The sequence below is a fragment of the Nocardia sp. NBC_00881 genome (assembly GCF_045207455.1).
Classification (GTDB): domain Bacteria; phylum Actinomycetota; class Actinomycetes; order Mycobacteriales; family Mycobacteriaceae; genus Nocardia.
Genome location: NZ_CP108798.1, coordinates 3,761,080 through 3,775,017, shown reverse-complemented (window position 1 = coordinate 3,775,017; position 13,938 = coordinate 3,761,080). Strand labels below are relative to the sequence as shown.

The window sequence follows — 13,938 nt, the reverse complement described above, 5'->3', positions numbered from 1 at the left end:
GCGGTCTGCGCCGAGGGGGTATTGCCCACACTGCGCGACCCGAACATTCCTGTCCGGGTCGCGCAGGGGGTTTCGTACTCGGTCAGGCCGCCTTCGGCAGGGGGTACAGGTCCGCGTCGCCGAGCGGAGCGTCAGAGCTGGTCAGGTAGCCCTGGAGGGTGGAGCGGCTATCCAGCATCAGCCAGTCGATCTTGTCGGTCAGCTCGGGACGGAGGGCCTCCGTCGTGATCCCCACCGTGGTGCCCGGGGCGAAGAAGCTGTCATCGGTGACCGGGATCGTGACGGCGCCGATCTTGACAGCGGCCCGCTCGGCCACCACGGACTCGATCGGCTGGTCGATAGCTATCGCGATGCGGGAGCCGGGGCCCGCGCCGATGCCGAGCAGCAGTCTGGCGAGGCGGTTGGACCAGCGATCCAGTTCGGCGTAGGTGAGCGCGCAGTCGTCGGTGGACACCACGACCGCGTTCGGATCGACCTCGGCGACGGGCCGCGGCAGCACGAAGAGGTTGTCGGCGAGCGAATCGGTCAGCGAGTGCATATCGTGTCCCTCGGGTCGGAGAAGAGGTGAATTGCTTACCTCTGAATCTCGTCCTCGAGACGGACTTTCGACAGCAACCCCAGCGTTGGTCGGCGCACTCCCAGGGTGGGTAAAACCTCACCCAAGGGTGTGCTCGGCGCCGAAGTCGGTCAGTCGGTGACGAAGCCGTTGAGCGTGTTACGCAGGTCGGTGAGCAACGCTCGGGCCGCGGTGAGCCCGTTGCCGTGCCAGACCGTGTCCTCGACGGCGAACACCCGGTGATCGGTGGCGGCGCCGAGATCCTTCCACTCGTCGGTGCGTAGCACGGACTCACCGTGCTGCTTCCCCTCGGCGCCCGCGAGGATCACGTAGATCAGATCACCCTCCACCGCAGTGGCGAACTCGCCCGCAGGCACGTCGAGCGAGGCGTCGCGCTGGGCCGCGGGACGCCGCACCCCCGCATCGCCGAGTACCTGCCCGGAGAAGCTGTCGCTGCCCTGGATCCGGTTGGAATCGGCGGTGAATCGGATGACCGAGGCTTGGGTCTGGTTCGCGGCGATCGTGGTGCCGGTATCCCGCGCCTCGGTGCGGTAATCCCGCAGCGCGGCTTCCGCGGCGTCAGTGCGCCCCAAACCGGCTGCGAGCGCCATGAATTCAGCCTGCCAGCCGTTGTCCGCGCCGACCAGCACGGTGGGAGCGATGGCGCGCAGCGCATCGAAACCGGCCGCGCCGGTGGGGATGTCACCCAGAATCAGGTCGGGGCGCAGATCGGCGATCCTGGCGGGATCGGGTTGCGCGGCCGATCCGACGCCAGGAATCTTCAGCACCCCGGTGCCCAGATAGGCCGGTTGCGGGCCCGGCCCGTCGATGGTGACTGCACCGATCACCCGCTCCCACAGGCCGAGCGCGCAAACCGCGTCCAGTGCGGACGTACTGAGCACGACGATGCGCTGTGGATCGGCAGGCACCTCCGAGACGCCCGCGGCGTGCGTGACAGTACGGGTGCTGCCGCTCGTCGGGTCCGGTGCGCTCGGAAGCGCGCACGCCCGTGTGGTGTCGCGTTCCAGCCCGACCACACCAGCACCGGCGATATTGGTCGTGGTGCGCACGATGGACGCGTCGTTATCGCTTTCGCCACCGCATCCCGCCGCGAGAACGGTCGCGCACACGGCCGCGACGGCGACCACCCGACGGCCGGCCGTGGCGACGGGTGTGGAAAAGGCTGTGCTGTTTCGAAGGCGAACGAAGGCGCTCAGCGACATGCGGGTGAGGGTACAGCGTTCGATTCGCCGCGCCGCAGGCGCGGCGAATCGAACTCAGCCGCCGATGCTGAACCGGGCACCGGTGGGGTCGGCGATCGAGGCCATCCGGCCGTACGGGGTGTCCTGGGCTGGGGACAGCACCGAACCGCCCAGATCGCCGACCCGCTCGACGGTCTTGTCCACGTCCTCGGCGCCGAAGTAGACGGTCCACCCCCCGGTTGAGTCCTCGGGAAGGAACGCCGAGGCGTCCATGACACCGCCGAGCATCGGGCTCTGCGCGTGGATCGTGGTGTAGCGGAATTCTGGAGCGTCGGAGATGGTGAAGGTGTCCGACCAGCCGAATATGTCCCGGTAGAACGTCAGCGCGGCGCCGTAGGCGCGAGTGTGCAGCTCGAACCAGGACGGCGCGCCCGCGTGGTCGCGCCACTGCCCGGCGGAGACCAGGCCGATCGTCTCGAATCCGCCGAACGTCCCGGCCTGCCAGATCCCGATGCCCGCGCCGCCGACGTCGCCGAGGACGGCCATGATGCCCAGCTCACCGACCGGCATCGGAGGCACGACCACGGTCGCACCGGCGGCGACGGCCGCGTCGGCGGTGGCTTTCGCGTCAGGGCTGGCGAGGTACACCGTCCACTGCTCCGGACTGTCGGCGTCGCCTTCCATCCGCGCCATGGCGCCCGCCACCGCGCGTCCGTCTTTACGGAAGGTGACGTAGCCACCGAATTCCGCGCCCGCGCGCTCGGCGGTCCAGCCGAACAGCTCGCGGTAGAACGCGATGCTGCGGTCGAGGTCGGAGGTGTAGAGATCGACCCAGCACGGATCGCCGGGCTGGGTGCTGTGCGGATTGGTCATCGACGGCTCCTGGTGTGGGGTGAATCGTTCGTCACCGGTAGAGACGGTCGTCGCACGGCGAACTCATCGGTACGAGGACACACCACGACCGACGCCCGCCCTCGTGCGGCGCACGAGCACCCATTCGCCGCAGACGTTGTCGAAAGAACGCGTTTACTGCCCGAAGACGACCGCATCGGCCCCACTCCCGTCCGAGCGCAGCGAGATCGACCATTCCCTCCAAACAAATACGACAGAGAGTAGGACCCGTTCGGTTCGCTGCCGCGGCACGGTTTACGATTCGAAGAGCGCAAGCGAACTGTCGTCTGTTCCGGCACCGGGATGGATTGCGAGCAGCGGAGCCTGCGGAGCGACCTAAAGGCACCTTTCAGGAGGATCAGTGACTGCCGTAGAGCCCCAGCCAGTCCCTCAGTTGGAAGCGACTCGGCCGTATCCGGCTCGGACCGGGCCGAAGGGCTCGTTCATCTACAAGTTGGTCACCACCACGGACCCGAAGGTCCTGGGTGTCATGTACTTGACCACCTCGATGGGCTTCTTCATGATCGGTGGCCTGATGGCGCTGATGATGCGTGGTGAGCTCGCGCGTCCTGGCCTGCAGTTCCTCTCGCCCGAGCAGTTCAACCAGCTGTTCACCATGCACGGCACGATCATGCTGCTGTTCTACGCGACCGCGATCGTGTTCGGCTTCGCCAACATCATCCTGCCGTTGCAGATCGGCGCCCCCGACGTCGCCTTCCCGCGCCTGAACGCCTTCAGCTACTGGCTGTACGCCTTCGGCGCCAGCATGGCGACCGCGGGCTTCGTCACCCCCGGCGGTGCCGCGGACTTCGGCTGGACGGCGTATGTGCCGCTGACCGACATCCTGCACTCGCCCGGCGTGGGCACCGACCTGTGGATTCTCGGCCTCGCCGTCTCCGGTCTCGGCACCATCCTCGGTGGCGTCAACATGCTGACCACCGTCGTCTGCCTGCGCGCTCCGGGCATGACCATGTTCCGGATGCCGATCTTCACCTGGAACATCGCCGTCACCAGTGTGCTCGTGCTGCTCGCCTTCCCGTTGCTGACCGCCGCGCTGTTCGGCCTGGCCTACGACCGCCACCTCGGTGGCCACATCTACGATCCCGCGACCGGCGGCATCCTGCTCTACCAGCACCTGTTCTGGTTCTTCGGCCACCCCGAGGTGTACATCATCGCGCTGCCGTTCTTCGGCATCGTGTCGGAGATCTTCCCGGTGTTCTCGCGTAAGCCGATCTTCGGTTACACCACGCTGGTCTACGCGACCTTGGGCATCGCCGCTCTGTCCATTGCGGTGTGGGCGCACCACATGTACGCCACCGGCGCGGTGCTGCTGCCGTACTTCTCGTTCATGACCTTCCTGATCGCGGTCCCGACCGGCGTGAAGTTCTTCAACTGGATCGGCACCATGTGGCGCGGTCAGCTGACCTTCGAGTCACCGATGCTGTTCTCGATCGGCTTCATCGTCACGTTCCTCTTCGGTGGTCTGTCGGGTGTCATCCTGGCCAGCCCGCCGCTGGACTTCCACGTCACCGACTCGTACTTCGTCGTGGCGCACTTCCACTACGTACTGTTCGGCACCATCGTTTTCGCCACCTTCGCGGGCATCTACTTCTGGTTCCCCAAGATGACCGGACGCATGCTGGACGAGCGTTTGGCCAAATGGCACTTCTGGGCGACCTTCCTCGGTTTCCACACCACGTTCCTGGTCCAGCACTGGCTCGGTGCCGAGGGCATGCCGCGCCGCTACGCCGACTACCTGCCCAGCGACGGCTTCACCGGGCTGAACACGATCTCGACGATCGGTGCGTTCATCCTCGGCGCGTCGATGCTGCCGTTCCTGTGGAACGTCTTCAAGAGCTACCGCTACGGTGAGGTCGTCACCGTCGACGATCCGTGGGGTTACGGCAATTCGCTGGAGTGGGCCACGACCTGCCCACCGCCGCGGCACAACTTCTACGAGTTGCCGCGGATCCGCTCCGAACGTCCCGCCTTCGAGCTGCACTACCCGCACATGGTCGACCGCATGCGCGCCGAAGCCCACGTGGGTTGGGGTTCGGGCAAGCATGCCACCGAGCTCCACGAAGGCGCCGTGGCAACGAAGTAGGCGCCTGCGCTCGGCGCTGGGGACGGACTTCGTCCGGCTGTCGTGAAGGGCGCCTGCGCCGTAGGATTCACCGTGGTGAGTGTGCACCTGCTGGTCACCAGCGGGTGCACACTCGTTTTGTGCAGAATGCAGTAGGCACCGTGGCGTTACGACAACGAGGTCCCCGCAGCGGCGGCAAACACCGAACATGGAGCGCATCAGTTGGCCGACACCACAGTCCTCGTCACCGTCACCGGGCCCGACCGGCCCGGTGTGACGTCCGTGCTGCTCGCGGCGATGTCGCGGCACCGGGTGAGCCTGCTGGACGTGGAACAGGTCGTGATCCGGGGCAGGCTGACCCTGGGCGTCCTGGTCACCTGTCCACATGATCCCGAAGCGTTGCAGGACGAGCTCGAAGAGGCGATGAACACCGTCGGCATGCACGTCGACGTCGAGGTCGGCGCCGAGGTCGGCAGGCATCCGATGTCCACGCACGCGGTGGTGATCCTCGGTAGTCCGGTCACCGCGCGTGCCTTCAGCGCGGTGTCGAGGCAGTTGGCCACGCTCGGCGCCAATATCGACACCATCCGCGGTATCGCGGACTATCCGGTGACCGGCATGGAGCTGATGGTCACCGCGACCGACCCGAGCACGGACGCCGACTCGCGGCTGCGCACGGCGCTGGCGGAGGTCGCGGTGGCCGAGCAGGTCGACGTCGCGGTGGAGCGCGCCGGGCTGGCCCGCCGCGGCAAGCGGCTCATCGTGTTCGACGTCGACTCGACGCTGATCCAGGGGGAGGTCATCGAGATGCTCGCCGCGCACGCGGGCGTGGAGGAAGAGGTCGCCAAGGTCACCGAAGCCGCCATGCGCGGCGAGATCGACTTCGCCGAATCGTTGCGGCAGCGGGTCGCGACGCTCGAGGGCCTCGACGAGTCGGTGATCGAGGCGGTGGCCGACCGGATCGAGCTGACGCCCGGCGCCCGCACCACCATCCGCACGCTGCGCAGGATCGGGTTCCGCTGTGGGGTGGTGTCCGGTGGTTTCCGTCAGGTGATCGATCCGCTGGCACATGAGCTGGAGCTGGACTTCGTCCAGGCGAACACCCTGGAGATCCGGGACGGAAAGCTCACCGGACGCGTTGTCGGCGAGATCGTGGACCGGGCGGCCAAGGCCACGGCGCTGCGCAAGTTCGCGGCGGAGGCCGGAGTGCCGATGGAGCAGACCGTCGCGGTCGGCGACGGCGCCAATGACATCGACATGCTCAACGTCGCCGGGCTGGGCGTGGCGTTCAACGCCAAGCCCGCGTTGCGCGAGGTCGCCGACGCCGCCCTTTCGCATCCATACCTGGACGCGGTGCTGTTCATCCTCGGCGTCACCCGGGACGAGGTCGAGGCGGCTGACGCCAGGGACGGCCTGTTGCGCCGAGTACCTTTGGCCTGACGGCTTTTCGGACGAGGCGATCGGAGGGCTTTGGTGCGAAAGTTCCTGCTCGTGCTGTTGCTCGGGTTGGCAGCGGTGGGATGTGGCAACAACGGCTCGTCTGTGGCGAATTCCGTTGTGCGCGTCACCGATGCCGACAACGGTCAGGAGCGCGGATTGCACGCCGGGCAACGGCTGGTGGTCACTCTTCCATCGAACCCGTCGACCGGGTATTCCTGGCGCATAGCGGAATTGGACGACGCACTGGTGAAGCAGGACGGTGTGGCGGACTTCGAACCGGATCCGACGGTGCCCGTGGCCCCCGGCTCTGGTGGCAGTGCCGTGTGGACCTTCGTCGGTGTCGGCACGGGCGTCACCCAGCTGACGATGGACTACGCACGGCCGTGGGAGCAAGGTATGGAGCCGGCCGAGAGGTTTTCGTTGACGCTCGAGGTGGAGTGATGACGAGCATGCCGGAATGTGGTGCCGAAGTCAGCGGCAACGGAACGGTGTCGGCTGCCGCGGGATTCCTGGTCAGGCATGCGGAGCTGGGCGAAGGCTATGGTCATGTGGGCGATCCGGAGGATCCGGCCATGGTCCAGGCGATGCAGATGGTGCTACACCTTCCCAAGATCGATCCGCCACCCCGTACCTCGCTGCTCGCGGCGGCTGCTGCCGCCGCGGTGGCGCTGTGCCTGGACGAGCGGGTATCGCCGGGCGGCGAATGGGAAGAGCGCTATCTGGCGTGGAGGCGGTCGCGGATCCGCAAGGTGGCCAGACGTGCCCGCGGCGCCCAGTGGAGCGCGACCTGCGCGGTGGACGGCGTCACTGTCGAGATCGACGGCGCGCAGGCGCGGGCGCTGGTGCCCGGACCGGTGGGCCAGGTCGATCCGCGGATCAAGCGCCTGCAGATCGGCGGTACCGATCTCGACCACGACGATCCCGGCCCGCCCGACCCGAAGCTGCCCGTGCTGTGGGTGAACACATCACTCGGTATGACCCTGGGCAAGGCCGCCGCGCAGGTCGGCCACGCGAGCATGCTGCTGGCCGGTGCGCTCACCGCCCAGCACGCGTGGCGCTGGTCCGAGCGTGGATTCCACTGCTCGGTGCGCGAAGCCGACGCCGAGCGGTGGACGGCCCTCGTCGGCCAGGCGGCCGACGGCACCGCGGTCGCCGTGCGAGACGCGGGGTTCACCGAGGTGGCGCCCGGTTCGATGACCGTCATCGCGGTGCCTGCCCTGGCCTGGTGAACCAGCCGCGGCGACTGTTCGGCAATCGGTACGGGCGAGTCGGACGCGGCTGCGCTGGCTATTCCGACCGACAGGACCGCAGCGTGCCGCGCTGATCCGACCGACCCGGGCCGGACATCCCTCCCTGCGCTGGCAAATGTCCCCACGGGTGGGCCAAGATGGACCGCGTGCCGCAACCGGATCCCGATCTGCTCATCGATTTCACCGACGTGACCATCCGCCGTTCGGGCCACACCCTCGTCGGGCCGGTCACCTGGCAGGTCGAGCTCGACGAACGCTGGGTCGTCCTCGGCCCCAACGGCGCGGGCAAGACCTCCCTGCTGCGGATGGCCGCCGCCGAGACACACCCCACCTCGGGCATCGCCCATCTGCTCGGGGAGCGGATCGGCAAAGTGGACGTCAGCGAGCTGCGCCCGCGCATCGGCCTGTCCTCGGCCGCGGTGGCCAGCCGGGTTCCGCTCGACGAGAAGGTCAGCGACTTGGTGGTTTCCGCCGGGTACGCGGTGCTGGGGCGGTGGCGGGAGCGCTACGACGACGTCGACACCGACCGTGCCATCGACATGCTGGAAAGCCTGGGTGCCGAACATCTCTCGGACCGCACCTACGGGACGCTGTCGGAGGGCGAGCGCAAGCGGGTGCTCATCGCTCGCGCGCTGATGCCCGATCCCGAGCTGCTGCTGCTGGACGAGCCCGCCGCCGGCCTGGATCTGGGCGGCCGGGAGGAGCTGGTGGAACGGCTCGGTGATCTCGCCGCCGATCCAGACTCGCCCGCGATCGTGCTCGTCACCCACCACGTGGAGGAGATCCCGCCAGGATTCACCCATGGCCTGCTGCTCAACGAGGGCGAGGTGGTCGCGCAGGGCCTGCTCGGCGACGTGCTCACCGCGGCCAACCTGAGCGATGCGTTCCGTCAGTCGATCGCGTTGAGTCGGGTGGGTGGTCGATACTTCGCGCGCCGTGCGCGCCGCGCGGGCCGGCATCGCACCCGCTGAACGCACGGGGTGACTGCGCTCACCAAGCGAGCGTTAGGGTGCAGAGGTGAGTGAGACACAATCGGAGGCCGACTCTCAGCCGCGGATACCGTCGCCCAAGGACGCGTCGACGGTGATGCTGGTGCGCGACGGCGCCGAGGGGCCCGAGATCTTCTTACAGCGCAGGGTCGGGGCAATGGCATTCGCCGCGGGAATGACCGTATTCCCCGGTGGCGGCGTCGACCCGTCCGACGCCATCACGGACATCACCTGGGCCGGTCCCGAACCAGCCTGGTGGGCCGAGCGGTTCGCGACGACAGAGCCGACGGCCAAGGCACTGGTCTGCGCGGCGGTACGCGAGACGTTCGAGGAATGTGGCGTGCTGCTGGCCGGTCCGACGGCGGACAGCGTCGTCTCCGACACGACCCGGTACCGGGCCGCTCGAGGAAAGCTGGAGCGCAGGGAGCTGTCGCTGGCGTCGTTCCTCGCCGAGGAGAATCTCGTGCTGCGCGCGGACCTGCTTCGGCCGTGGGCGAATTGGATCACTCCGGTGATCGAGCCGCGCCGCTACGACACCCGGTTCTTCGTCGCGGTGCTGCCGGAGGGGCAGCGCGCCGACGGCGTCACCTCGGAGGCGGCGGAGGTTCAGTGGCGTACCCCGGAGGAGGTGCTGGCGCGCTGGCGGGCGGGCACCGACGTCCTTTTGCCGCCGACGTGGGCACAGCTGGTCGCGCTCGGCGGGTTCGGCTCGACCGCCGACTTGCTGGTCGCCCGGCCCGCGATCGATCCGATCATGCCGGTGCTCGTCGAGGTCGACGGCAAGCAGGTGCTGTCCTTCCCGGACAACCAGCGCTACTTCGCCGATCTCCCGGATGCCGGTCGGCTCAGGGGATCTGTGCGCAAGTGAGCGGGCAGGTGGGCACCCGGTAGCGTGGCCCACCATGGCCGAATTCGTGACCCTGGATCAGTCCGAGGGCGATGCCGCGCGCCGCGTGGCCGTTCTCCGGATCGTCCGCCCGCCGCTGAACCTGCTGAACGTTCAGCTGGCGCGTGAGCTGGCCGAGGCGGCCGACGCGGTTGCCGCGGACGCGAGCGTCGCGGCCGTTGTCGTGTACGGCGACGAGCGGGTGTTCTCGGCGGGTGACGACGTGGCCGAGCTGTCCCAGCTGAGCGCGGACCAGGCTAGCGCCGTGGCGGGCGATCTGCAGCGCGTCCTCGGTTGCCTGGCCCGGCTCCCGCAGCCGACCGTCGCGGCGATCAGCGGCTACTGCCTCGGCGGCGGGCTGGAGCTGGCGCTCGGCGCCGACCGGCGCGTCGTCGGTGACAACGTCAAGTTGGGTCTTCCGCAGATCAAGGCCGGCCTGATCCCGCTCGCCGGAATCCGGCGGCTCGCGCTGCTCATCGGGCCAGGCCCGGCCAAGGACCTGGTCTACACCGGCCGGTTCATCGAGCCGGACGAGGCGAAGGCGCTCGGCCTGGTCGACGAGGTCGTCGCTCCGGACGACGTGTTCACCGCGGCGATGCGATGGGCGCGGCAGTTCGTCAACGGACCGGCGCGCGCACTGGCCGCCGCGAAAGCGGTCTTCGAAGCCGGACCACACGGCCTGGACCGCGCACGGACGGAGTGGTCGGATCTGTTCACGACCGAAGATCGCCTGATAGGAACAGGTTCCTATCTCGCGGACGGCCCGGGGTCTGCCGAATTCGTGGGCCGATAGCGGGCGTCAACTGCGGATTTGGGTAGGCTTGCCGACCATGACGGTACGTCCCGACGACCCCGCGCCGAACCCGCACGCCACCGAGGCGGAGGTCGCAGCAGCGCTCGAGGATACGAAGCTGGCCCAGGTGCTCTACCACGACTGGGAAGCCGAGACCTACGACGACAAATGGTCCATCTCGTATGACGAGCGCTGTATCGAATACGCCCGCGGCCGGTTCGACGCCGCGGTCGGCCCGGCGCCGCTGCCCTACGGCAAGGCACTCGAACTCGGCTGTGGTACCGGCTTTTTCCTGCTCAACCTGATGCAGGCGGGCGTGGCGAAATCCGGCTCGGTTACCGACCTGTCGCCGGGCATGGTCAAGGTCGCGCTGCGCAACGCACAACACCTCGGGCTGGATGTGGACGGGCGGGTCGCCGACGCGGAGACCATCCCCTACGAGGACGACACCTTCGACCTGGTGGTCGGCCACGCGGTGCTGCACCACATCCCTGACGTCGAGCTGGCGCTCAAGGAGTGCCTGCGCGTGCTCAAGCCGGGCGGCCGTTTCGTATTCGCCGGCGAGCCGACCACGGCAGGCAACTTCTACGCACGCTGGCTGGGCCGGATAACCTGGACGGCCACCACCACGGTCACCAAGCTGCCGATCCTGAGCGGTTGGCGGCGCCCGCAGGAGGAACTGGACGAGTCTTCGCGCGCGGCTGCCCTGGAGGCGGTTGTCGATCTGCACACGTTCGATCCCCGCGACCTGGAGGCTATGGCGCGTTCGGCAGGTGCCGTCGACGTGGCCGCCACCACCGAGGAATTCACGGCCGCGCTGTGGGGCTGGCCGGTGCGCACGTTCGAGGCCGCAGTGCCCGCCGAGAAGCTCACCTGGCCCTACCGGGTTGCGATGTACCGCGCCTGGCTCGGCCTGAGCTGGGTGGACGAGAAAGTCATGCGCCGTGTGGTGCCGCGCCAGTTCTTCTACAACGCCATGATCACCGGCGTCAAGCCCAGCGTTTCTGCCAAGTAGTGGGGTACGGCTTCCGCCGCGCGGACGTCGCCTTTCTCGGCAGTGGGGCGGGCGCCGCCGCGCTGGCCGAGGTGGACCGGCTGGAGCTGACCCCGGCGACGCACCTGCGCGACCTGGAGCGGGTGCGTCGCGACCACGGCGCGTGGGCGGCTGCTCTCGTCGAGACGGTGCGATTGCGCCGCAGGGCGGCCGCCAAGCTGGCCGACGCCGTGGAATGGCTGTTCACCGAGGACGCGCTGCAGCAGGCGACTCCGACAATGGTGGCCCGGCAACGGGCTGCCCGGTTGGCCGACCGGGCCGTGCACGACGTCACGTGCTCGATCGGTGCGGAACTTGCCGAGCTGGCGCGCGTCTGCCCTTCGGTGATCGGGAGCGATCTGGACGACGTACGGTTGTCGATGGCCGCACACAATATGTCAGGAAACCGAAACTTGTTGCTGGCCAAGGCCGACGCGCTCGTCCCGGTCAGCAGGGACACGGTTGTGGTCGCCGACCCGGCCCGCCGCGCCGACGGGCGCCGCACCCACGATCCAACGAAACTCCAACCGCCCCTTCCGGATCTGCTCGCCGCGTACGCCGGCCGCGATCTGGTCGTGAAGTGCGCTCCCGGACTGGACTTCGACCGCATGGGCTGGCCTGGGGAAATCGAAGTGGTCTCGCTCGACGGCGCCGTCCGCGAGGCATGCCTGTGGTCGCCCGGTCTCGCCGAGGCCGGCGTCACCCGCAGAGCGACCGTGCTCACCGCAGGAGGAGCGGCCCGCACCTATACCGGCACCGATCCGGACGACATCCCCGAACAGGACCCGGGCGAGTGGATCATCGACCCGGACGGCGCCGTGGTCCGCGCGGGCCTGGTTCGCCACTACGCCGCGAAACATGGCCTCTGGCAACTCGATCCGCGAATCGCCTACCTGACCGGCGATCAGCTCCCCGACGGAATCCGCGGGTTCCGTATCGTTGATCAGCTCGAGTTCCGCGAGAAGACCCTTCGTTCGGAACTGCGCCGCCGTGACTGCGGCGCACTCGAGATCCTGGTGCGAGGAGTCGACGTAGACCCTGATCAGCTCCGCCGTCGCCTGAAACCTGCTGGCACCCAGTCTTACACGTTGGTGATCACGCGAATCGGCCGTGCGGCAACCGTGTTTCTCTGTGTTGCGTTCGCGGACCAGCAGTCCGTTTCTTCGGCAGTGCGGTGACGGTCGACGAGTCGGTTCGACGCGGAAGGCACCGGAAATGTCGGAGGTCAGCTCTCCGGTTTGAAGACGAAGAGCTCACCGATTCGAGTGGCCACGACGACTTCGCCCTTGGCGCCGATGGAGGTCCCGGTGGTTGTGCCTTCAGCGCCAGGAAGGATATCGGAGTCGATGGTGGCGCCGCTCCTCGTATCGAAGGTGATGAGGTTGAGGCCATCGCCGATGGCGGCGGTGGTGTAGCCGGTGCTACCCGCGGTTTGGACCGGCAGGCCGCGGAGGGCGAGATCCTTGCGTTCCCAGGCGATTTCCGGGACATCGCCCTTGTCACGCAGAGCGAGAAGATGGCCTTCGTCGCCGGCCGGAATGATCAGGCCGTCGCTGGAAACCGAAATACCTCCGCGCGGAGCCCATTCCAGGGACTTCACCCATTTGGTACGTCCGTCGGAGGTGTCGACGGCGATCAATCGCTTGCTGTTGTCACCCACGTAGACGGTTGTGCCGTCTGCGGACAGGGCGGGACTGGTGGCACTGCCCCCTGACAGCAGTTCGGCACTCCAATCCCGCTGGATCTTGTTGCCCGCATAGCGGAGGGCGACCAGAGCGGCGGTCGGCTTGCCCGGCTGCCACAACGTGACGAAGAAGCGGCCGGTCGCGGCGTCGACAGCGGAGATATTCGCAACCGGGCACTGCGGTCCACCGATGGCGCAGTCGTCCAAGCCCTGCCCGGCGGCGGGCCAGGTGAGGTTCGGGTTGTCGAGAAAGTCCGGCTCGCCGAGCAACTGCACCGTTGGCACGGCGCGTTCGCCGGTCTGACGCGACAGCACATCGACCTGGCCGGATTGGGTGATCGTCAACAGATTTCCGTCGCCGGTGAATTGCACTGAGACCGGTGTTCCAGCAACTGTTGTGCGCCAGCGCGGCTGCCCCAAGTAGTTGAACGAATTCACATGACTGTCGTCACCGACATAGACGTTGGTCATGCCGTCGACCAACGAGGGAGCCGATATCGCGCTCGGCTCGAGCGCGTTGCAGAACCGCTTGCGCCCGGTGGCCATCTGAAACGAGAATATCGCGCAGTTCGGTAGGCGCGTGGTGACGAACAGCTGACCGTCAGGACCCAGCGTGACCGCCTCGGCGATCGGCCCGCCCACCGGACGTGTCCAGCTCAGCGCGATCTTCTTGGCGCCGGTGACGGGGCTGGTGGCGCCGTTGCGGCCGTCGTGGTACGCGGCGGGCCAGCCCTTGCCCGGACCGACGGTGATGTCGTCGACATCGGTCCCGCAGCCCGCCAAGGCCAGCACACCGACCGCGGCCAGTACGGCCGCAGCACGTATCCGGGACGGTCGCCACCTGGAAGTAGCCAGTACGCCGCCGCTTCGCACCTGCCGCACTCCTGTCGTCGATGGCTCGCACGAGACTAAGGGTGTCGAACCACGGTCCCGGTTCGGTCTTTTCGCCCGCGGGTTCGGGGGCGCCGTCGCCGGCGCACGAGTCACTGTACGGGAGCGTTGTGTGCGGGTGCACGAGTCCCGTCGTTGTCGTCGCGGGTGCTCGTTGCCGTCCTCGCCGCGGGCGATAGGCTCTAACCGTCGCCGCCCAGGTGGGCGACAGCCCATAGGACCACGACAGGAGAGCCGTTC

At 68.0% G+C, this 13,938-nt stretch carries 13 protein-coding genes; 9 read left to right on the top strand and 4 right to left on the bottom strand.

What is annotated here, in order from left to right:
• Positions 1–82: 82 nt before the first annotated feature.
• From OH799_RS15795 to OH799_RS15785, 3 genes are all read right to left on the bottom strand, one after another.
• Positions 83–538: an AMP-binding protein gene (locus tag OH799_RS15795; protein WP_406280931.1), complete on the bottom strand. Its 456-nt coding sequence runs from the start codon at positions 536–538 to the stop codon at positions 83–85.
• Positions 539–687: 149 nt separating this feature from the next.
• On the bottom strand, positions 688–1,779 hold the full coding sequence (locus OH799_RS15790; protein WP_406280929.1) for an ABC transporter substrate-binding protein: 1,092 nt from the start codon (positions 1,777–1,779) through the stop codon (positions 688–690).
• A gap of 54 nt (positions 1,780–1,833) precedes the next feature.
• Entirely contained in the window at positions 1,834–2,631 is a 798-nt protein-coding gene (locus tag OH799_RS15785) for a VOC family protein (RefSeq protein WP_406280927.1), read from the bottom strand.
• A gap of 379 nt (positions 2,632–3,010) precedes the next feature.
• Between OH799_RS15785 and ctaD the strand changes: the two genes are divergently transcribed.
• The 9 genes from ctaD to OH799_RS15740 all read left to right on the top strand — a co-directional run bounded on the left by ctaD (position 3,011) and on the right by OH799_RS15740 (position 12,301).
• Positions 3,011–4,753, top strand: coding sequence for a cytochrome c oxidase subunit I (gene ctaD / locus OH799_RS15780; protein ID WP_406280925.1), 1,743 nt, complete (start codon positions 3,011–3,013; stop codon positions 4,751–4,753).
• Positions 4,754–4,954: 201 nt separating this feature from the next.
• Positions 4,955–6,172 (top strand): phosphoserine phosphatase SerB, encoded by a 1,218-nt coding sequence (gene serB, locus OH799_RS15775; RefSeq protein ID WP_406280923.1) that lies wholly within the window; start codon positions 4,955–4,957, stop codon positions 6,170–6,172.
• 33 nt (positions 6,173–6,205) lie between these two features.
• Complete coding sequence (locus OH799_RS15770) at positions 6,206–6,613, top strand: protease inhibitor I42 family protein (protein WP_406280921.1); 408 nt, start codon at positions 6,206–6,208, stop codon at positions 6,611–6,613.
• Positions 6,613–7,401 (top strand): aminoacyl-tRNA hydrolase, encoded by a 789-nt coding sequence (locus tag OH799_RS15765; protein ID WP_406280919.1) that lies wholly within the window; start codon positions 6,613–6,615, stop codon positions 7,399–7,401. The genes OH799_RS15770 and OH799_RS15765 overlap by 1 nt, the downstream gene beginning before the upstream one ends.
• A gap of 158 nt (positions 7,402–7,559) precedes the next feature.
• The gene (locus OH799_RS15760) at positions 7,560–8,393 is read left to right on the top strand and encodes an ABC transporter ATP-binding protein (RefSeq protein WP_357263875.1); all 834 of its coding nucleotides are present in this window, start codon (positions 7,560–7,562) and stop codon (positions 8,391–8,393) included.
• A gap of 115 nt (positions 8,394–8,508) precedes the next feature.
• Positions 8,509–9,279: an NUDIX hydrolase gene (locus tag OH799_RS15755; RefSeq protein WP_406282157.1), complete on the top strand. Its 771-nt coding sequence runs from the start codon at positions 8,509–8,511 to the stop codon at positions 9,277–9,279.
• Between the two features lie 34 nt (positions 9,280–9,313).
• Positions 9,314–10,090, top strand: coding sequence for an enoyl-CoA hydratase-related protein (locus OH799_RS15750; protein WP_406280917.1), 777 nt, complete (start codon positions 9,314–9,316; stop codon positions 10,088–10,090).
• Between the two features lie 37 nt (positions 10,091–10,127).
• Positions 10,128–11,105 (top strand): class I SAM-dependent methyltransferase, encoded by a 978-nt coding sequence (locus tag OH799_RS15745; protein ID WP_406280914.1) that lies wholly within the window; start codon positions 10,128–10,130, stop codon positions 11,103–11,105.
• Complete coding sequence (locus tag OH799_RS15740; RefSeq protein ID WP_406280912.1) at positions 11,105–12,301, top strand: THUMP-like domain-containing protein; 1,197 nt, start codon at positions 11,105–11,107, stop codon at positions 12,299–12,301. The genes OH799_RS15745 and OH799_RS15740 overlap by 1 nt, the downstream gene beginning before the upstream one ends.
• A 47-nt stretch (positions 12,302–12,348) precedes the next feature.
• Here OH799_RS15740 and OH799_RS15735 read toward each other — a convergent pair whose 3' ends face one another.
• Entirely contained in the window at positions 12,349–13,680 is a 1,332-nt protein-coding gene (locus OH799_RS15735; RefSeq protein ID WP_406280910.1) for a PQQ-binding-like beta-propeller repeat protein, read from the bottom strand.
• Between the last annotated feature and the right edge of the window lie 258 nt (positions 13,681–13,938).

What these genes read in the sequence shown, in the direction of transcription:
- OH799_RS15795 (WP_406280931.1), bottom strand. Translation starts at nt 538, where the DNA reads ATGCACTCGCTGACCGATTCGCTCGCCGACAACCTCTTCGTGCTGCCG.
- OH799_RS15790 (WP_406280929.1), bottom strand. Translation starts at nt 1,779, where the DNA reads ATGTCGCTGAGCGCCTTCGTTCGCCTTCGAAACAGCACAGCCTTTTCC.
- OH799_RS15785 (WP_406280927.1), bottom strand. Translation starts at nt 2,631, where the DNA reads ATGACCAATCCGCACAGCACCCAGCCCGGCGATCCGTGCTGGGTCGAT.
- OH799_RS15765 (WP_406280919.1), top strand. Translation starts at nt 6,613, where the DNA reads ATGACGAGCATGCCGGAATGTGGTGCCGAAGTCAGCGGCAACGGAACG.
- OH799_RS15760 (WP_357263875.1), top strand. Translation starts at nt 7,560, where the DNA reads ATGGACCGCGTGCCGCAACCGGATCCCGATCTGCTCATCGATTTCACC.
- OH799_RS15755 (WP_406282157.1), top strand. Translation starts at nt 8,509, where the DNA reads ATGCTGGTGCGCGACGGCGCCGAGGGGCCCGAGATCTTCTTACAGCGC.
- OH799_RS15750 (WP_406280917.1), top strand. Translation starts at nt 9,314, where the DNA reads ATGGCCGAATTCGTGACCCTGGATCAGTCCGAGGGCGATGCCGCGCGC.
- OH799_RS15745 (WP_406280914.1), top strand. Translation starts at nt 10,128, where the DNA reads ATGACGGTACGTCCCGACGACCCCGCGCCGAACCCGCACGCCACCGAG.